At 68.5% G+C, this 20247-nt stretch carries 12 protein-coding genes; 5 read left to right on the top strand and 7 right to left on the bottom strand.

Annotated features, from left to right (window positions below):
• Positions 1-38 precede the first annotated feature (38 nt).
• Positions 39-2960, bottom strand: a complete 2922-nt coding sequence (locus JOD62_RS12550) for a UPF0182 family membrane protein (protein WP_204939599.1) — start codon at positions 2958-2960, stop codon at positions 39-41.
• 70 nt (positions 2961-3030) lie between these two features.
• Positions 3031-4128: a YlbL family protein gene (locus tag JOD62_RS15120; RefSeq protein WP_204939598.1), complete on the bottom strand. Its 1098-nt coding sequence runs from the start codon at positions 4126-4128 to the stop codon at positions 3031-3033.
• A 120-nt stretch (positions 4129-4248) separates the two neighbouring features.
• On the opposite strand from JOD62_RS15120, the gene JOD62_RS12540 reads away from it, so the two are divergent.
• On the top strand, positions 4249-5670 hold the full coding sequence (locus JOD62_RS12540; RefSeq protein ID WP_204939597.1) for a zinc-dependent metalloprotease: 1422 nt from the start codon (positions 4249-4251) through the stop codon (positions 5668-5670).
• 805 nt (positions 5671-6475) lie between these two features.
• On the opposite strand, the gene JOD62_RS12535 is transcribed toward JOD62_RS12540, so the two are convergent.
• Together JOD62_RS12535 and nudC are read right to left on the bottom strand one after the other, a co-directional pair.
• Positions 6476-8182: an ATP-dependent helicase gene (locus tag JOD62_RS12535; RefSeq protein WP_204939596.1), complete on the bottom strand. Its 1707-nt coding sequence runs from the start codon at positions 8180-8182 to the stop codon at positions 6476-6478.
• On the bottom strand, positions 8179-9066 hold the full coding sequence (gene nudC / locus JOD62_RS12530; RefSeq protein ID WP_204939595.1) for an NAD(+) diphosphatase: 888 nt from the start codon (positions 9064-9066) through the stop codon (positions 8179-8181). Before nudC ends, JOD62_RS12535 begins: the two co-directional genes overlap by 4 nt.
• Positions 9067-9129: 63 nt before the next feature.
• Between nudC and JOD62_RS12525 the strand changes: the two genes are divergently transcribed.
• Positions 9130-10512: a phosphotransferase gene (locus JOD62_RS12525; protein ID WP_204939594.1), complete on the top strand. Its 1383-nt coding sequence runs from the start codon at positions 9130-9132 to the stop codon at positions 10510-10512.
• On the opposite strand, the gene JOD62_RS12520 is transcribed toward JOD62_RS12525, so the two are convergent.
• Both JOD62_RS12520 and JOD62_RS12515 read right to left on the bottom strand, forming a co-directional pair.
• Positions 10458-13949: an ATP-dependent DNA helicase gene (locus JOD62_RS12520; protein ID WP_204939593.1), complete on the bottom strand. Its 3492-nt coding sequence runs from the start codon at positions 13947-13949 to the stop codon at positions 10458-10460. The genes JOD62_RS12525 and JOD62_RS12520 overlap by 55 nt on opposite strands.
• A complete protein-coding gene (locus tag JOD62_RS12515; RefSeq protein ID WP_271171533.1) occupies positions 13946-17185 on the bottom strand; it encodes an ATP-dependent DNA helicase in 3240 nt (1079 codons plus the stop codon). Before JOD62_RS12515 ends, JOD62_RS12520 begins: the two co-directional genes overlap by 4 nt.
• 141 nt (positions 17186-17326) lie before the next feature.
• Between JOD62_RS12515 and JOD62_RS12510 the strand changes: the two genes are divergently transcribed.
• The gene (locus tag JOD62_RS12510) at positions 17327-17551 is read left to right on the top strand and encodes a DUF3107 domain-containing protein (RefSeq protein WP_204939592.1); all 225 of its coding nucleotides are present in this window, start codon (positions 17327-17329) and stop codon (positions 17549-17551) included.
• A gap of 7 nt (positions 17552-17558) precedes the next feature.
• Complete coding sequence (locus tag JOD62_RS12505; protein ID WP_204939591.1) at positions 17559-17846, top strand: hypothetical protein; 288 nt, start codon at positions 17559-17561, stop codon at positions 17844-17846.
• Between the two features lie 26 nt (positions 17847-17872).
• Here JOD62_RS12505 and JOD62_RS12500 read toward each other — a convergent pair whose 3' ends face one another.
• Entirely contained in the window at positions 17873-18589 is a 717-nt protein-coding gene (locus JOD62_RS12500; protein ID WP_204939590.1) for a ferritin-like fold-containing protein, read from the bottom strand.
• Positions 18590-18731: 142 nt separating this feature from the next.
• On the opposite strand from JOD62_RS12500, the gene JOD62_RS12495 reads away from it, so the two are divergent.
• A complete protein-coding gene (locus JOD62_RS12495; RefSeq protein ID WP_204939589.1) occupies positions 18732-20231 on the top strand; it encodes a DEAD/DEAH box helicase in 1500 nt (499 codons plus the stop codon).
• Positions 20232-20247 lie beyond the last annotated feature (16 nt).

The raw sequence follows: 20247 nt of genomic DNA, 5'->3' as shown, positions 1-20247 counted from the left end.
GGGCGCCTCCGCAGGAGGCGCCCTCTTGTGTGCTCTGACTACTCAGCGTCGTCGGCAGCCGGTGCGGCCGAGTTCGCCGCGTCCAGCTCCAGCAGCTTGTTGATCGCGTCGGTGAGCTTCTTGTCTTCCTCGGCGAACTTCGCAAGATCGCCCGCCTTGAGCGCGGCATCACGAGCCGTCATCGCGGTGCGTGCGTCTTCGAGCGCGGCCTTCATGGCCGCATCGGCGGTCACCGGCACCTCCGGAGTCGGCTCCGTCGGGTCCGTCGGCTCAGCAGGCTCGACGTTGTCGTCGCCGCCGGTCGCGCCGGCGTCACCGCCGAAGAGCTCGTCGAGCGCCTCGGTCAGGGTGTCTGCGAAGGCGATTCGGTCACCGAAGGCCACCAGGATCTTCTGCAGACGAGGCAGCTTCGTTCCCTTGGACGCCTCGACGTAGACCGGCTGCACGTAGAGCAGACCGCCACCCACCGGAAGCGTGAGCAGGTTGCCGGGGAGAACTTCAGACTGCCCCTGCTTGAGCAGGTTGAGCTGCTGCGCGACCTGCGGATCTGTGTCGAAGGTGTTCTGGACCTGACCGGGACCGGGCACCGTGGTGTCGGCGTCGATCTCGAGCATCCGCAGCTCGCCGTAGGTGTCGGACTTCTTGCCTGCCGTGGACCCGGCATCCGAATCCACCGCGAGGTAGCCCATGAGCACCTCACGCGAGTTCTCACCCTGGGAGGCCGGGATGAACGTCGTGAACATCGAGAAGCGCGGCGACTCCTGGCCCGGCATCTTCATCGTCATGTAGTACGGCGACTGCAGGTTGTCGGCCGACTGCGGATCGTTCGGCGTCTGCCACGCGTTGTCACGCTGCGCGAAGGACTGCGCGTCATCGATGTGGTAGACCCCGAGCATGGTGCGCTGCACCTTGAACAGATCGGTCGGGTAGCGCACGTGACTCATGAGATCGCCCGACATCTCGCTGATCGGCTCGACCGAGGTCGGATAGATGTTGGACCATGCCTGGAGCAGCGGGTCTTCGTCATCCCAGGCGTAGAGCGTGACGGAACCGTCGTACGCGTCAACCGTCGCCTTGACCGAGTTGCGGATGTAGTTGATCTCGTCGGTCACGAAGCTGGGAGCAGCGTTGTTCGCGTCGCTGATCGCGCTCGACAGAGCGACACTCGACGAATACGGGTAGGTCGAGCTCGTCGTGTAGCCGTCGACGATCCAGACGATACGGCCGTCGACGACGCTCGGGTACGGGTCGCTGTCGAGCGTCAGGTACGGCGCGACCTTCTGCACACGCGTCTTCGGGTCACGGTCGTAGAGGATCTGCGACTCTTCGTTGACGAGGTTCGAGAACAGGATCTGCTCGGACTGGAACTTGAGCGCATAGAGAATCTTCGTGAAGAGGTTACCGATCGCCGGGCCGCCCGAGCCTTCGAAGGTGGTCTTCGTGTCGGTCGCTCCCTCCTTGCCGCGCGGGTAGTCGATCTCGACCGGCGCTGTGCCCTCGGGGGCGCCGACGATCGAGTACTCCGGAGACTTCTCGCCGAAGTAGACACGGGGCTCGAACTTCTCGCCATCCGTGAGGAAGCCCGCCGAGGGGATGCCCCGCTCGAGGAAGACCGGCTCGCCCTCGATCGTGCGCTGGTTTCCGGCGGCGGCGACCAGACCGTAGCCGTGCGTGTACACCGCGGCCCGGTTGTTCCAGTTGCCGGCGTCGCCGAGCTCGTCGACGTCGAGCTCACGCACGGCGACGACGGTGTCCTGCATCTCGCCGTCGATCTCGTAGCGGTCGACGTCGAGTTCGGAGTTGAACTGGTAGTAGCCGCGGTACTGCTCGAGCTGCTGCACCGTGGGACTCACGATCATCGGGTCCAAGATGCGGATGGACCCCGTCGTGTCTGCGTCTTCGCGCAGCTGACCTGCCTCGGCATCCGTCTGAGCCTTGAACGGGGTGACGTTGAGGTCGCCGATGCCGTAGGCCTCGTGCGTCGCGTCGATGTTGCGCTGGTAGTACTCGGCCTGGAAGGCGTTCTGGTTCGGCTTCACCTGGAAGGTGTTGACCGCCCACGGGTAGCCGACCCCGACGACGAGGGATGCGACGAGCAGCAGGCCCGTCGCCACGAGCGGGAAGCGCCAGCGGCCGATGATGGCGGTGACGAAGAAGAGCACCGCCACGAGCGCGGCGATGATCGAGAGAATCGCAAGACCCGGGATCGTCGCGTTGGCGCCGGTGTAGGCGGCACCCGTGATCCGGTCTTCCGGCGTGACGAGCGTGACGTAGCGGTCAAGCCACAGGCTCGCGGCCTGCGTGAGCAGATAAAGGCCCGCGATGATGGCGAGCTGGATCCGCGCAGACTTCGAGATGCGCAGCTCCCCCTGGCCGATGCGCACCGCGCCGTAGAGGTACGAGACGAGCGCCGTGACGAGCAGGCACAGGATCAGCACGGCGGAGATGAAGCCGGCAAGAGCCTGGTAGAACGGCATGGCGAAGAGGTAGAAGCCGGTGTCGACGCCGAACTGCGGGTCTGTGGTCGACGTCGCGACGCCGTTGGCCCAGAGCCAGACAGTCTCCCAGGAACCCGCCGCAGCGAAACCAGCGAACAGGCCGAAGAAAATCGGCATGCCCCACATCGCCAGGCGTCGCAGCGGCTCAATGACCTCCTGGTAGCGGTCGAGCTGTGAGCTCAGACGCACGTAGACAGGGCGCATCCGGTATGCGAGTTGGATCGTGACGAACAGCGGCACGGCCATGCCGATGAACCCGACGAGGAACATCACCACCGTCGCGATCCACTTCGTGGTCAGCACCTCGGTGTATCCCAGCTGGTCGAACCAGAGGAAGTCCGTGAAGAGCGAGGAGAACGCGAAGAACGCGGCGATGAGCGCCGCGATGATCGTCACGACGACAGTCAGAATGCGTCGTGAAGGGGATGGTGTGGCCGCTTGCGGCTCTGAAGTCGAGGTCACCCTTCCATCCTAGGGAAGGAATATGAGCGCAGGCTGTGCTCTCCAGAGTCCTTTTTCGCCGAAAGTGAACCTACTTCGCCGCTGCCGTGCAGGTCGGCAGGTCGGCGACGTCGCCACCCTCGGCGATGACCTCCAGAGCGTCCAGCGCATCATCCAGCGTCGCGGTCTTGACGACCTGCAGCCCGTCCGGAACATGCCCCACGACTTCGGCGCAGTTGGCTTCCGGGGCGAAGAAGTATGTCGCACCCGCGTCGCGAGCGCCGTAGAGCTTCTGACGGATGCCGCCGATTGGCCCCACGTCGCCGAGACCGTTGATCGTGCCGGTGCCTGCGACAGTCTCCCCGCCGTTGAGCTCCCCCGGAGTGAGGACGTCGATGATCCCGAGGGCGAACATGAGCCCGGCGCTCGGACCGCCGACGTTGTTGAGCTGCAGCGTCACATCGATCGGGAACTCGTACTCGAGCATGAGCGTGACACCGATGAGCCAGGTCGTCGTGCCGTTCGCCTCGCGCTTCTGCGGCGTGACCGTGACGGTCTGCTCCTCGTCATCGCGGACGACGGTGAGCGCGACAGCCTTCCCCTCGGCCTCCTGGATCTTCGCGCGCAGCGCATCCATATCGGATACCGCAACGCCGTCGATCTCGGTGATCTGATCGTCTGCCTCGAGCAGCCCTGCAGAGGCTCCGTCCTCGAGCACCTCGACGACGGAGATCGTCGCCGGGACCTCTTCACCGAGTTGGCGCAGAGCGGCGGCCGTCGCCTCGTGCTGGGAGTCGACCATCAGCATCGAGTTGCGCTGCTCGCGCTGCTCGCGCGTCACGCCCTCCGGGAAGACGCTCTCGATGGGGACGACAGCCTTGGAGGAATCGACCCACGCGAGCGCGAGCTCGAACCACGACACCGGGCGCTCCCGGCTGCCGACAACCTGGACGGTCGTGAGGTCGAGCGCACCCTCGGTGGGAAACGTCTCGGCGTCATCGATCTGGATGAGCGGGATCTCTTCGCCGTCGGCATCCAGAGCCGTGCCGAGGGTGTTGTAGACGGGCCCGGGCTTCTGGATCACGTAGGGAGTCGGCAGGAAGGTCAGCGCCACGAGAGCGACGAGTGCGATCGCGAGCGCGGTGAGTCCCACCTTGGTGCGAGTGGCTTCTGTACGCGGCTGCGTCACGGGTGTCCTCCTGTGCTCGTTCGCGAGCGGCGTACAGCGATGCCCGCAGTTCACGGGCGTGATCGAAATCCTGCAACTAGCGTAGATCCCACGGCTATACACGCGCTGAGAGGGCCCGCCATGGCAGACAACGACCCGAACCCCGAAGACTTCCAAGAGTTCCTGCGCCGCATGTTTGAAGCATCCGGCACCGATTTCGACCTGAGCGCACTGCAGAACATGGAGGGCCTGGAAGGACTGCGTCTCGACCCGGCGATGATGGCCGGCTTCATGCAGCAGTTCCAGAACGCGTTCAACGGAGACCCGTGGGAGGCCGCGCAGCGCGCCGCGCTGCACATCGCCAACCGCGAAGGGCTGAGCGTCACGGATGGGAGCCGCCACTCCGTCGCGGACGCCTTCGGACTCGCGAATCTCTGGCTGAGCGAGGCCACGACGATCTCCGAGCTCGCCGAGCCCGCACGCGTCATGACCCGCGGCGAATGGGTGGAGCGCACGCTGCCCGTGTGGAAAGAGGTCGCCTCCCCCGTCTCGACGAGCATCGCGGATGCGCTGACGACTGCATTGGACAGCCAGGTTCCCGACGACATGAAGGGTGTGGTCGAAGGCGCGGGGCGTCTGATGCGAGGGCTCGGGGGGTCACTCTTCGCGGCGCAGTTCGGTCAGGTGCTCGGAAACCTGTCACTCGAGGTCGTGAGCGGCGGAGACGTGGGCATCCCGGTCCTGCCGCCGGGAACGGCGGCCGTGATCCCGCAGAATCTCGCCACCTTCGGGGAGGGACTTGAGATTCCCGAAGACCAGATCGCCCTGTATCTCGCCACCCGCGAGCTCGCCTACGCGCGGCTGTATCGCCACGCACGCTGGCTGCATCTGCATGTGATGAGCCAGATCACCGACTTCGCCCGGGGCGTCACCGTCGACGTGGACGCGCTCGAAGACCTGGCCGGTCGCCTCGACCCGAGCAACCCCGAAGAACTGCGCACCGCGATCGAGGAGGGCGCGCTGCTGCCGACGCAGAGCGACGCCCAGCGTGAGGCTCTCGAGCGCCTCGAGAACCTCATCGCGCTGATCGACGGCTGGGTCGATGTCGTCACGACCGAGGCGACCGCGCGCCTCCCAGAGAGCGCACGCATCGCCGAGTCCGCGCGACGCCGTCGTGCCGCAGGAGGCCCCGCCGAAGACGCCCTCGGTGCGCTCGTCGGCCTCAAGCTGAGGCCGCGCCGACTGCGCGAAGCGGCCGCCATGTGGCGTGCGGTCACCGACGCGGTCGGCATCGCTGATCGCGACGCTCTCTGGGACTATCCCGACCTCATGCCCACCGCGGAAGACATCGACAACCCGGAAGCACTCGTGGCCCGCCTGCAGGCGCACGCACGCGGCGAGCAGCCACAGCCCGACGAGTTCGACGAGGCGCTTGCGCGACTGCTCGACGGCGACGACTTCTCCGCGCCGGCGGATGAGGCGGATGCTGCGCCGAGCGAGTCCGACGGGGACTCCGACGCAGACCCAGATGACGATTCCACGGGCGGAGAGCGCCCGGTCTGAGCACCGCTCGTCCGCGTCTTCTGCACGGATACCGCCTGACTGTCGGTTCTCCACGGATTCGTCCGCGGGGAACCGACAGCATGCCTCTCCCGCGAGAATCGAGGCATGGATCTGCTGCGCCTCGACCCCGCACATCCGCCGCTCTGGCAGGACGGCGAGACGCTGCAGTTCGGAGTGGACGCCATCGTCACACTGACGATCTCCGAACCGTGGATGGACCGAATCGTCCTCGCCCTCCGTGCGGGTGTTCATCGGCGCGCTTTCGACGCGGTGGCTCATGAGCACGGCGCACCACGCGCGGCCGCACGCGCCTTCCTCGCGGAACTCACGCCCGTCCTCGCCGCGCAGCCCACGCTGCCGCCGTCCGTGCGCATCACGGCAGCCGACGACGTCGATGTCGCGACCGCCTATCGGCTCGGCGAGGCACTGGATGACGAGGGCATCCGCACAGACGCGAATGACGATGCCCCCGCGGTTGCACTCATCCTGTTCCACGGTGTCGCTGTCGCCACCCGCACCGCGACGTTCCTGCAGAGCGAGCAGGCACACCTGCCGATCGCGTTCGACGGCAACGGTGTGACGGTCGGGCCGCTGGTGCGTCCTGGAGTCACACCGTGCCTTGTATGCCGTGATGGGCATGATCGCGACACGGTACCGGGCTGGGCCGCGGTGCACACGCAGCTGATGTCACGCGCGCCGGAGATGATTCCGCTACGTCACATCGTCGCCGCGGCCGCGGCCGTGGCCGAGCTCTTCGCCGCGGAAGGTGCGGCAGATGAGCTCACCGAGACGCGCAGCATCCGCATCAGAAGCGACGGCCACCGCGAATCGCGCGTGGTGCGCTTTCACGAAGAATGCCACTGCCGATCTCTCCCAGGAAGCGAGACGGTTCGCGCTCCCCTCGTCCTGCCGTGCGGGACCACGACAGCTCCAGCGTTCGCGCGGCTCGCGTGATGCCGACGTAGGCGAGGCGACGCTCCTCGTCGATCGCGTCGAAGCCCTTGGCGTACGAGATCGGCAGCGCGCCCTCGCCCCACCCTGCGAGGTAGACGTGCGGCCATTCCAACCCCTTCGCTGCGTGCAGCGTCGACAGCGTCACCGTCTGCAGCGTGGGCTCGTGCTGGTCTTTCGCGCGAGCAAGCAGCTGGTCGCTGAAGACGCGAAGGGTCATACCCGGCGGGGCTTCCTCGGCCAAGCGCAGCAGCGCGCGGCGGGCTTCCCAGCCGTCGCGCAGCGCCCCGCCGGCCTCGGGCGGATCCTCACGGAAGCCGAGGCTGCGCAGCACATCGCGCACCGTCGGCAGGAAGCCGAGATCGTTCGGGGCGACCGCTGCGCCTCGCAGCGCAAGGATCGCCTGACGCACCTCGGGCATGTCGAAGAAACGCTTGCCGCCGAGAGTCGTCGTGGCGACCCCGGCAGCGGCGAGCGCCGACAGCAGCACGGCAGACTGCGCATTCGCACGGTAGAGGACGGCGATGTCCTGCGGGGACTCACCCTCTGCGATCCGCGCGGCGACGCGTCGAGCGATGCCCGCAGCCTCGTCGGTCTCGGTCTCGTAGGCGGTGACGAGTGGCGGCTCCGCCGCGGGGTGAGCGCGAGCGGGTGTGAGTTCCAGCGCGCCGGAGCGCCCGCGCATCAGCGCGTTCGCCGCCGCGAGCATGGGACCCGCGGAACGGTAGTTCGTCTCCAGACGCACGACCGTGGCATCGGGATAACGTCGCTCGAACTCCAGCAGGTACTTCTGGTCGGCCCCCGCGAAGGAATAGATGGTCTGCGAGGCATCCCCCACGACGCAGAGGTCTTTGCGGTCGCCGAGCCACAGTTCCAGGAGCCTGTTCTGCAGAGGCGAGACGTCCTGGAACTCGTCCACCGTGAAGTGCCGGTACTGCTCGTGCACCGCGGCGGCGACTCGGGGCTCGGCCTCCAGCATCCCGGCGCAGGCCAGCAGGACATCCTCGAAGTCCAGCTGGCGGCGCTCGTCCTTCAACGTCTCGTACGCGCGCATGATGTCGGCGAGCGTCGACGGCGGGAGCTTGCCCACGACGCGTCCCCGCCCGACGGCCTCATCGATCGACAGCATCGACACCTTGCGCCACTCGATCTCGGAGGCGATATCGCGCAGCGTCGCAGTGTCGGGACGCATCCGCAGGCTTTCGACGGCCTGGGCGAGCAGCCGCACCTTGTTGTCGACGATCGCCGGTGCAGGGGCGCCAGCGAGTGTCGGCCAGAAGAAGCCGAGTTGCGAGAGCGCTGCCGCGTGGAAGGTCCTCGCGGCCACGCCCTCTACTCCGAGTCGACGCAGACGGCCTCGCAGCTCGCCTGCCGCCTTCGCCGTGAACGTGACAGCCATGACACGCGACGGCGTGTACGCGCCCGTCTCGACGCCGTGGGCGATGCGATGCGTGATGACACGCGTCTTTCCCGTCCCGGCACCGGCGAGCACGGCGACGGGACCGCGGAGCACAGATGCTGCTTCGCGCTGTCGTTCGTCCAGTCCATCCAGCGCGCTCATGCTCGTTCTTCGTACCATTCTCGGATCAGTCGGGAGGCGATGGAGGCGGGGCCAGGCAGACGGTAGTCCGCCTCCCCGGCAAGGGCGGTGCCGATCTCCGCGTGGGTGAACCACCGGGCGTCCAGGATCTCCTCGCCGTCTCCGCGTGCCGTCGACTCATCCACGGCGATGGCCCGGAATCCGAGCATCAGCGAGCGCGGATAGGGCCAGGACTGTGAAGCCCGATAGCGGATGTCGCGGAGGCGCACACCCGCCTCTTCGAGGATCTCGCGGTGCACGGTCGTCTCGAGTGACTCCCCCGCTTCGACGAATCCGGCGAAGCACGAGTAGACCGCGCCCCGCCACTGCGCGTTCGCACCGAGGAGGAGGCGCTCGCCGTCGGCGCTCTCCACTGCCACGATGACCGCCGGATCGGTGCGGGGAAAGTGCTCGCGCCCGCACTGCGCGCAGGAGCGCGCCCAGCCCGCTTGCTGCACTGTCGTGCGCGCCCCGCACCCGACACAGAACGGCGAATCGCGCAACCATGTGCCCAGGGCCGCGGCAGTCACGAGGAGTTCACTGTGCTCGGCGCTGAGCCCGGGGGCGAGTTCACGCACACCCGCCCAGCGCGGAGCGTCTCCAACTGCTGCGGGGTCGTCATCGGCGTCGGCGATCGCTGCGAGAAGCACGACCGTGCCGTCGGCAAGTTCTGCGAGCACAGCCCATTCCGCATCGAGGTGCGCCGTATCGGTGGTCGTCGCGAAACGCAGCCCGTTGTCGGCGGGGACCTGCCCGTGCCGCACGATCAGCACCTTCACCGAGGCGTCGGCACGCAGTTCGTCGATCAGATTCGGCTCGGCGCGGCGAGCGGCGAGCCGGTCGATCATGGGTGCCATTGCGGTCATCGACTCCTTCTCTCGCAGCGTGGCGTCGGCGATCGCGCCCTTCCGCGCGCCTACCCTGGGGGCATGGCACGCTCACCTTTCACTCTAGCCGCGGCCGTCACTGCGGCGATGCCTGGAGCCGAGGTCGTCGGCGCTCGCGCTCTCACCGCGAACGGTGACGCGCGATTCGACTCCGCCGTCGCCTCGCTCGCGGACGGACGCGAGGTGGTGTTGAGAGCCGCGACCGACGAGGAGACCGCCGGCGAGCTCGCCGCGGAGAGCCTCGCTCTGCGCGCGCTCACGGCCGGTGCCCGTGAGATGCTTCCCTTCGATGCGCCCGAGTATCACGGGGAGGTACGCGTCGGCGAGGCACGCGCCCTCGTGACCTCTCTGATCCGGGGTTTCCAGGTTGCCGAGGCCGACATTCCGGCGGGTCCTGGTGCCGCGGAGGCGATCGGTGCCGCGATCGCCGGCGTGCACGCACTTCCCGCGTCCGTCGTCCGAGGTGCAGGCCTCTCCGAACGCACGCCCGCAGAGGTGCGGGCAGAGGTCCGCGAACTCGTTGATCGTGCCGCCGCGACGGGCCGCGTGTCGGCACGACTCACGGTGCGCTGGCGTGAAGCCGTCGAAGCCGACGAGATCTGGCATTTCGAATCGACCGTCATCCTCGGCGCCGCGCACGCCGCGTCCTTCGTCTTCGAAGACGACGAACTCGTCGGCCCTCAGGTCGTCGGCGTGATCGGATGGCACGGGCTGTCCATCGGCGACCCGGCAACCGACCTGGCGTGGCTCTCCTCCGCCCCGGACGCGGCGGACTCCGTGCACCTCGGCTACGGTCGCAGCGCCCTGCGATCTCCGGACGCCGCGCTGCCGATCCGTGCGCGCCTGCTCGCCGAGTTGGAGTTCGCGCGCTGGCTCGTGCACGGCACGAAGACCCACCGTGCGGACATCGTGGACGACGCCGCAGCCCTTCTGGACGCGCTCGCGGACGGTGTCCGCGATGAAGACCTCATCCCGCGCGCCAGACGCACGAGCGACGTCGACGAAGCGATGAGCGCTCTCGACAGCGTCCCCGCGCACGCCGTACCCGCGGCGGACACGTCGATGCACACCGATGCCTACGATCCGGGTGAGTTCTACGGCGCGGACACCCGCGGCTACGACATCGGCGCATCCGAGCCGGAGGATGGTGCGGTCGACACCGCGACGACCGCCGCCCAGCCGCGCCTGTTCGAGCCCGAAGACCCCGACGTCGAAGAGACAGCCGCAGACGACACCGCCGCGAGGGGCGCGTCCGCCGACGACGACCTGGCCACCGGAGCCATCGACCTGCCCGAACCGTCCATGCTCATCGAGGACGTCGCTGCGCACACCGAGGCGCAACAGCACCGGGCTGCCGAAGAAGAAGACGCTCAGCGCGCCGCGCGCGCGGCGTTCCAGCGCTGGACCAACTCCTCCTCCGAGTAGATCCGCTCATCGCGGATCACGAGATCGTCCGCGACATAGAAGAGCGCCACGTCGATGTCTTCCAATGGCACCCCGTACATGCGGTGGTACGCGAGACGATAGAGCGCGAGCTGCAGCATCCGCTCCTCGCGCTCCTTCGCCGTCGCTGGTGGTCGTCCGGTCTTCCAGTCGACGATCTCGATGCGCCCGCCTCTGTCCGCGCGACGGTAGACCGCATCGAGTTTGCAGATCACGATGTGCCCGGCGTCGCCGAGGGAGAAGTTGATCTCGATCTCGACGACCTCGGGTCGCAGCGCGCCCCATTCGCTCCGCTCGAAGATCGCCTGCAGCGTGGCTAGGTCGGCCGCATCGGCCACCGAGGCATCGGCAGCGAACACGCCCTGGTCTTCAGGGGCTTCTTCATCGACGTCCCAGAGCGCCTCGTCGATGCGGGAGCCCGTGCCGACCAGGTCGGAGCGATGCTCGACCCACGCGTGGAACAGGGTGCCGAGGCGGGTCTGCCGATACGGTCGCTCCGGCATGGGCCGAACAATCGCCGACAGCGTGCCTTCGAAGTCGGTGATGTAGTCCTTGAAGCGCGACGCCTGCACGCGTGTCGGCGCCGGGACATCCGTGCCGCGCAGACGGGCCGCACGCTCTTGCAGGAGCCTGGCGATCTCTTCCGTGGGCTCGGGCTGTCGGGACGCGGATGCTGCGGCGCGCACCGCGTCTGCGGCGGCCGTGACGACGCCGCGACGCCCGCCGAGAGGATCCTGAGGCCAGCTCAGTGTGGCACCGGGGCCGTCATAGGGGTTCTCGTCTCTGTCGACCGGCGGAATCGGATCGAGACCGAGCACCTCCTGCGCCTCTTCCAGGTAGGGGCTCGCCGCCCGCGGCGACTTCTGCCCCGCCCAGTGGGCACCGCTCAGCAGCAGGTGCGTGCGCGCGCGAGTCACCGCGACGTACGCGAGCCGACGCTCCTCCTGCTGCTGGTACTCGCGGTAGGCGTCCTTGAAGCGCTTGAGCGCCCCGCCCTGCGGGTTCGCCTTCGTCGCGCCCCCCGAGAGCGAGGACTGCGCGCGCTTCTGTCGTCTGCCCTCGTCGATCTCATCGCCCATCTCTGCACGAGGATCCCACTCGAACCGGGGCAGCGCGTCACGGTCACCGCGCAACGCGAACGGCAGGACGCCGAAGCCGAACCATCCCGCGGTGTCGGAGGTGCGGCTGGGGAGCTCATCTGCGACGAGACGCACGACGGCGACCGCATCCCACTCCAGTCCCTTCGAGCCGTGGATGGTCAGCAGTTGCACGACTCCGGGCTCGGGAGGCTCGGGGCGCGGCATGAGCTCGTCGCTGCTCTCCGCCTTGTCGAGCCAGGCCAAGAGGCTCCCGATCGAGCCGCGGTCATCCGCGGCGAGGAACGTGCGCACTTCGTCCGAGAACGCCCGCAGCTGCGTCGCGGCGACCCGGGCCGGCCCTCGTGTCTCGTTCACGGCGAGTTCGATGTCCAGCCGCAGCTCGATCTCGATGAGTCGCAGCAGCTCGGGGATCGGCTGCGACGCAGCCCGCCGCAGCCGTTCCAGCATCTCCCCCGCGGCGCGCACCCGGGCGCGCCCCTCCGGGGTGATGTTCTCCAGCAGTCGGTAGTCGTCGCGCACCGCGCGGACCACATCCACCGCATCGATGATCGAGACGGCTTCATCCGCTCCGCGCGAGGAGCGCACGCGCGCCAGCAGTTCGTCTGGCAGAGGCGTCATGGCGGGGTCGCGCGTCGCGAGCGTCCGTCCGAGGTCGTAGAGCGCGGCCATGTCGGCCACGCCGATGCGAAAGCGCGGGCCGGTGAGGAGGCGGATGAGCGCGGAGCCGGCGGTCGGATCGTGCACGACGCGCAGCGTCGAGACGACATCGACGACCTCGGGCGTCGCGAGCAGACCTCCGAGACCGAGGATGCGATGCGGGATGCCGCGCGCGGCGAGCGCCGCCGCGAAGGTCTGCATGTGCTTCTTCGAGCGGAACAGCAGCGCCCCGGTGTGCGGGCGCCCGGCACGGACCGCATCATGCGCTTCGCGGCGCGCGGCGAACCACTCCGCTACCTCGTCAGCCTCGTCGTCGACCGTGAAGGCGAAGCGCACATCCACCGCGCCCTCCTCGGCCCCCGGACGCGGATCGAGCGGCGGCACGTCGAGCCCGGGGCGTTGCAGCGGCTCCAGTACACGATTGGCGATGTCGAGGATGCGGCGGTCGTTGCGCCAGCTCGTCATCAGGCTGTACGTCTCCGCAGAGCCTTCTGCCGAGAAGGCCCGGGAGAAGGCGTAGAGGTTGTCGGCGCTCGCCCCGCGCCATCCGTAGATCGACTGGTGCGGGTCGCCGACCGCCATGACGGCGGAGTCGCGGAACAGCTCTGCGAGGAACTGCGTCTGGATGACCGAGGTGTCCTGATACTCGTCGAGCAGCACCACGCGATGCTGCTCGCGCAGTTCGGCACGCACGTCGGGCGCGGACTCGACGATGTCATAGGCGCCGCTGACCTGGTCGGCGAAGTCCAGGACGCCCCGACGCTGCTTCTCTGCGATGTACGACCGCACGAGCTGGGACAGCGTCGACAGGCTCAGGAGGTTCGCGCTCGCCTTGTCGACATCGCCGTTGCTGCGATAGGGCTCGAATTCTCGAGCCTGCGCGGCGGCGAGAGCCACGGCACGGTCGAGATCGACACGGTGATCGAGCACCTCGCCCGCGAGCTTCTGCACCGCATCGATCACGGTGCCGAGTGAGTACTCGATCTCTTCGAGCTCAGGCAGATCCGCGCGCAGCACGACATCGCGGGCCAGCATCCAGGATGCCGCCTGGCTCAGCATCGCCACGTCGGGGTCGCGCCCGATGCGTGCGGCGTGCTCACGGACGATGCCGTCGGCGAACGCGTTGTAGGTCGACACACGGGGGCGGATCATGATCTCTTCCGCCGTGCGCGGTGCGGTCGGATCCCACCCCGTCGCGTAGCTTTCGGCGAGCGTGTCGAGCACGTGCGTGCGCACGAGTTCGCGCTGCCGCCCGGGGGCCGCATCATCGACGCGGCGCAGAGCGCCCGAGGCCACGATATCTGCCAGGTGCGGAAGCAGGCCGCGATGACCGAACTCATCGATGACCCTCAACCGGGCGGCGATGCGCTCGGACAGCTCGCCCGCGGCCTTGCGGGTGAAGGTGAGGCCGAGGATCTCGTCCCGCCGCACATGCCCGTTGGCGACGAGCCAGACCACTCGCCCCGACATCGTCTCGGTCTTGCCGCTGCCCGCGCCGGCGACGACGAGCGCCGGTGCCGGAGGCGCCTCGATGACCCGCTGCTGCGCCGGTGTGGGCGAAGGCTGCGAGAGAGCCGCAGCGACATCGGTCGCCGACAGCGCCAGGGTTCCCGGCCATTGCGTCAGGCCGATGTGATCATGCACAGTCTCGAGCGTGCTCATGCGCTCACCGCAGGAACGGTGTGGATGCGACACGCCTTCGTGTGCCCCTGCGTGTCGGCGCAGTGCGCCTCGACCTGAGCGGTGAAGCTCGCGGCCGACATCCCGCGCGCCGCGTCTGCCACACGTCGCAGGAAGAGCGCACGTTCTTCGTCGTCGAGCGTGTGCTGGTGGGCGATTCGATAGTCGCTCTTCGCGAGTGTCTTCGAGACGATCGCGAGGCGCGCCCCGGCGAGCGCCTCGGGGGCTGCGCCGTCGATGAGTCCCTGCTGCACCGCGATCTGGTACGCCGCGAGCTGGGCGTGCTCACGCACGAGTCCGTCGGATTCCGGGTCGCGCTTGCCCGTCTTCAGATCCACCACGACCACTCTCTCGCCCGGCACCGACATCTTCTCCCATCCGCGTCCGCGGGCGTTCGCATGCTCCCCCGCATCCGGCGGGTACACCTCGACGCGGTCGATGTAGCCGTGCACGATCGCCTGGCCCGATACGTCTTCGCCGACCGGATGCGCTTCCGGCGCAGGATCCGCCTGCTCATCGGCGGGAACGTCGACCGCGAACCGGAACTCGACCTCGCTCGCGAGTGCCCGGCCTCCGTCGTCGATGACCGCGCGCAGATACGCGTGCAGCCGCTCGATGTAGAGGTCGGCGCGGCGCCGCTCCTTGTTGCCGATCCACTCGGTCTCGAAGTCGAGCTCGGGCCAATGCTCGGCAAGGATGCGCTGCATCTCGGCGAGGTCTCCCTCGGGAACGCGCTCCATTGCCTCGTGCACGATCGTGCCGATTCCCGCGGTCGGCGGCAGCACCGTATCCCCACCGAGCGCGGACACGACCCAGTTCAGGCCGCACTCCTCGAAGGACTCCAGCTTCGACGGCGACACTCGGGCGCTGTGGCGTGAGAGGTCGCGCAGCGGCGCATCCGTGGATGGGGCAGCGACGCCGTACCAGTCCTCAGGGTCGGCACCCGGCACGTCTTCCCGGGCGAGAACGACGAGCTGCGCTGCCGCCTCAGCTCGCAGCGCATCGTTTTCGGGCGTGCCTGCGGGCACCGCCGTGAGCACACGTCGATAGCGTGCCACCAGGCCGCGCAGGGTGAGCGGGTGCTCCGCCGAGGCGTGGCGCTCGGGCGGATCCGGCTGCGGCAGAAACGCGAAGAACGGGCTCGGGGTGAGGTCATCGTCATCGACGGCCGTGATCAGCAGACGCGACCGTGCACGGGACACGGCCCGCACGAACAGACGCAGTTCATCGTGCAAGGCCCCGCGACGTCGATCGACGACACCCAGGTCTTCGGCAGGCGTGCCACCGCGTGCAGCGAGGATCGCATCGGCGAGGCGCCAGGTCTGGAGCATGCCCCCGCGCAGGCGCACGTTGGGCCAGATGCGGTCCTGCACTCCTGCCACGACGACGCCGTCGAACTCGGTGCCCAGTGCCGTCGCGGGCGTCAGCAGGGTCACTCTGCCAGGTCGATCGGGGGCGGACAGCGAGTCTTCGGGCACCTCGCTGTCGAGGATGTCGTGCACGAAGGCATCGGGCTTCTCGTTCGGCGTGCGCTCCACGAAGCGCTTCGCCGCATCGAACAGCGACACGAGGGCATCGAGTGCCGCGGCGGTCTCGGCTCCGGTCGCTTTGAGGGATGCCTCGCGCCACGCGACCTGCAGACTGCGGCCGTCGACCGCCCGTGCACGGTCCCACAGCCGCCAGAGCAGATCGTGGATCGTCTCGCCCTCGGCGGCCCCCGCGGCGAGCGCATGAACGGTCTCTGCGAAGCGGCCGGCGACGCGTGATTCGGGCGCGTCGATGAGGAGGAAGTGCGCGGGGGCGGCCATCGCCTGCCGCAGCAGCTCGCGTGCCGGTGTCGCCCCGCCATCGGCGAGCTCGAGGTGTCGCAGACGCGCCCGCAGACGGCGAAGGCCGATCGCGTCCATTCCCCCGAACGGGGTGAGCAGCGCCTCCTCCCAGAGCTGGGCCGTGCGATCCTCGGGCGGCATCAGCGCCAGCCGCACGATGCCCACGATGTCACGCACGACGCCCTCACTGCCCAGGGGACGCTGCACGCCGGCCGCGCGCGTGGGTATCTCTCGTGCTGCGAGTTCGGTCTCGAGCATGGTGATCTGACGAGTGTCGTGGGCGATCACGGCCATCTGGTCCCATGCCATGTCCGCGTTCAGATGCCAGTCCCGCAGGAACCCGGCGATGCGGTCGAACTCTTCGTAGGGCGATGGTGCGATGAACGTGGTGACCGAGGCATCCTCATCCTCGTCGACCGGCAGCGGCGCGCGGCGATGATCGACCCGACCGGCGACACCGATCGTCTGGGTGACCGTGCGGGTGAGCGTCGTGAGCGCGGCGTTCTGTCGATGCGGCGCATCCAGCACGAGCACGTCGCCCAGCGCACCGGCGAGCTCGGCGAACAGCTCGGCACTCGCGCCGCGAAACGCTCCAGAGGAGATGTCTGGGTCGCCGAAGGCCAGCACGGCGACGCCCCGCGACTGCAGTGCCCGCACGATCGCGATGCCGCCCCTCGTGAGCTCCTGCGCATCGTCGATGAGCACGACGCGCAGGCGGGCAAGCGGGCCCAGCGTGGCAGCATCCGCTCGCTGGAGAATCGCCGTGGCCTCGGCAAGCAGTTCGCTCGCGTCGCGGTGATCGACGCGGAGTCCGGCGAGCACGGCGTGGTAGTCGGTCATGAAATCGGCCGCGGCCGTCCACACCGGATCGTCGAGCGCCCGCAGCTCGTGCGCATCGGCCCCCAGCTCGGTGCACGCGGCGAGGAAGGCACGCAGCTCGGAGCGGAACCCGCGCGATGCCCGCACAGGTGGGCTGAGTGCCTCGGGCCACGCGATGCGCTGGTCTTCGGCGTCGCCGGCGAGCAGGTCGGCGATGATGCGGTCCTGATCGGCGCCGGTCAGCAGCGCGGGCGGCTCTGCGCCCTCGCGGACGACGGCACCGCGTACCACTTGGAACGCGAACGATCCGAGCGAACGCGCCATCGCCCCCGGCGTCGCCTGCCCGATGCGCACGCCGATGCGGTCCCGCAACGCGGTGGCGGCCTGTCGGCTCGGAGTGAGCGCCAGCACCTCTTCGGGCGCGAGTCCGAAAGAACCCAGCAGATGCACGATTCGCTCGATCAGCGCGGCGGTCTTTCCTGTTCCGGGCGCGCCGATGACAACGGCCGAGGACGTCACGGGCGCCTCGGTGACACGACGCTGAGCGGCATCCACGATCACGTACTCCACGGTAGTCGCGTACACCGACATTGCCGCGGGGCGCCCCTCCGGCCGTTCGCCCTCAGCGTTCTCGGACTCCCCTGCGCTCGGCTCGCCCGCCGACGGTCAGCGATAGAGTGGCGTCACAACTGATCTGCAAGGAGTAGGCGCGTGGAAATCCGCATCGGCATCATCAACACCGGCCGCGAACTGAGCTTTGAGACCCACACGGCAGCAGACGAGATCCGCGGACTCGTCACGTCTGCCCTCGAGCAGAGCACCCCCATCGTCAGCTTCACCGATGTGAAGGGCAACTCCTTCATCGTCCCGACCGCCAACATCGGCTACGTCGAGCTCGGCACCGAAGAGTCCCGCCGCATCGGCTTCGTCGGCTGACACCTCGATGTTCATCCTCCTCGCGGTCATCGCCGCCTGCGCCCTCGCCATCGCCGTGCACTTCCTGCTGCCCGATCGCGCGCTGCGGGGCGTGGCGGTGGTGCCCGCGATCGCGACCGTCGTCGCAGCACTCGTCTACACCGGCCTGCAGTGGGCCGGCGTCGCTGAGAACAACTTCTGGCTGTGGCTCGCGTCGATCGGCGGCGGGCTCGCGCTCAGCGCGATCGCCGGTGCGCTGCTCACGGCGCAGCGACGTCGGACGGATACCACAGAGCGCAGCGCGCTCGGCATCTAGACCGGATCGCCTAGACCGGCTCGCCTCTACGCGGCGAGTCCCATCGCATCCATGCGGCGTGCGTGCGCGCCCATGAGCTCGGTGAACACCGGCTCGACGCGCTTCTCGTCGTCGATCGCCAGCGGTCCCGGTCGCAGCGCGGCGCGCGCGACGAGGATCGTGTCGCCGACGAGGCGACGGGCCCACATGGACAGCAGCGAGCGCCATTCCTCATCGCTCGTGATCGTCGCCTGGATGATCTCGACGATCTCGTGCGTCTCGTCGTCCGCCGAGAGGATCTCGACCACGCGGGCACCGACGTCACCGTAGCTGGAGGCCACCGCGCGGTAGAAGTCGTCGAGCATCCCCGCCGTGATGTACACGGCGAGCAGTGTCTCGCGCGGGCGCACGCCGATCGTCTTGCGACGGAACGCGTCCAGCTGCTCACGGAACGGCAGCATGACCTGGGTCGGGTCGTCACCGCGGCTGCGGATGATCTCGACGATCTCGCGATGCTTGGTCAGTGCCGCACCCGCCGCTCGGGACAGCGCTTCCTTCTCGGAGAGCTCCAACGTGCCGCGGATCAGGCGGGTGAGCGTCTCGAAGTAGCCCAGCTGCAGATAGGCGGCCTGCCCGAGGAACGTGTCGAGCTCCGGGGCGAGTTCGGCGAAATCCACACGCGTCGCATCGCCCAGATCGCCTCGCGATCGGAGCGCCAGAGTACGCTTGGGCGCCTTGTCGCGCTGCCAGAACCACCTCACCACGCGCTCAGCCTACCGTGCGGCTGTGTGGCGCTCGGGTAGGATTGCCCTGCTCCGGCATCGGATCGGAGCCCCCGCGCCTGAGCTTCGAAACGGCGTGGATTCGTATCGAGGCGGCTTCACCGCCGCCGGACAGGCAACCATAGTGACGACTTTCGCCGATCTCGGCATTGATCAAGACATCGTCGACGCACTCGCGTCCAAGGGCATCGTGGATGCCTTCCCCATTCAGGAACAGACCATCCCGCTGGGCCTTCCCGGCCAGGACATCATCGGCCAGGCCAAGACCGGTACCGGCAAGACCTTCGGCTTCGGCATCCCCGTCGTGCAGCGACTCGGCCAGAACCCGGAGCCGGGCGTCAAGGCGCTCATCGTCGTTCCGACCCGTGAGCTCGCGGTGCAGGTCTACGAAGACATGGACCTGCTGACCTCGGGCCGCTCGACCAGCGTCGTCGCGATCTACGGCGGCAAGGCCTACGAGGGTCAGATCGACCAGCTCAAGGCCGGCGCACAGATCGTCGTCGGCACCCCGGGTCGTCTGATCGACCTCGCGGGTCAGCGTCTGCTCGACCTCTCGAACGCGACAGAGGTCGTGCTCGACGAGGCCGATAAGATGCTCGACCTCGGCTTCCTCGCCGACATCGAGAAGATCTTCCAGAAGGTGCCGGCCGTGCGCCACACCCAGCTGTTCTCGGCGACGATGCCCGGCCCGATCGTCGCGCTCGCTCGCCGATTCATGACGAACCCGGTGCATATCCGCGCGAACGACCCGGACGAGGGTCTGACCCAGGCGAACATCCAGCACCTCATCTACCGTGCGCACTCCCTCGACAAAGACGAGGTCATCGCGCGCATCCTGCAGGCGGAGGGACGCGGCAAGACCGTGATCTTCACGCGCACGAAGCGCGCCGCCCAGCGCCTGGTCGACGAGCTCAGCGACCGCGGCTTCAACGTCGGCGGCGTGCACGGCGACATGGGCCAGGATCAGCGCGAGCGCTCGATGGCCGCGTTCAAGGCCGGCAAGAAGGACGTCCTAGTCGCGACAGACGTCGCCGCCCGCGGTATCGACGTCGATGACGTCACGCACGTCATCAACCACACGATCCCCGACGAGGAGAAGACGTACCTGCACCGCGCCGGGCGCACCGGTCGCGCCGGCCGCACCGGTATCGCGATCACGTTCGTCGACTGGGATGACCTGCACAAGTGGGCGCTCATCAACCGTGCCCTCGAGTTCGGTCAGCCCGAGCCGATCGAGACGTACTCGTCGAGCCCGCACCTGTACACCGATCTGAACATCCCGGCCGGCACGAAGGGCCGTCTGGTCACGGCACCGAAGGCGCAGGCTCCGAAGGCTCCTCGCCCGGCTCGTGCTGCGGATGCCGCCGCTGAGGGCGCTGGCGAAGAGCGCACGCGCCGTCGCCGTCGCCGCCGGACGGCGGAGAAGGTCGGATCGACGTTCGCCGAGGGCGCTGAGGCACCCGCGAACGCGGATGCGGCTCCTGCCGCCGCCCGCGACGAGGACGGCGCCGGCACTCATGACGGCAAGGGCAGCGAGCACCACGACGGCAACGCCGCACCCCAGCGTCGCCGTCGCCGCCGTCGCCGTGGCGGCGCGGATGGCGCAGCACCCGTAGGTGCCTGACCCGAGTACACAGCGA

This window comes from Microbacterium keratanolyticum (assembly GCF_016907255.1).
GTDB lineage: Bacteria > Actinomycetota > Actinomycetes > Actinomycetales > Microbacteriaceae > Microbacterium > Microbacterium keratanolyticum.
The sequence above is the reverse complement of the archived record's forward strand: the minus strand, read 5'-3'. Positions and strand labels throughout refer to the sequence as shown.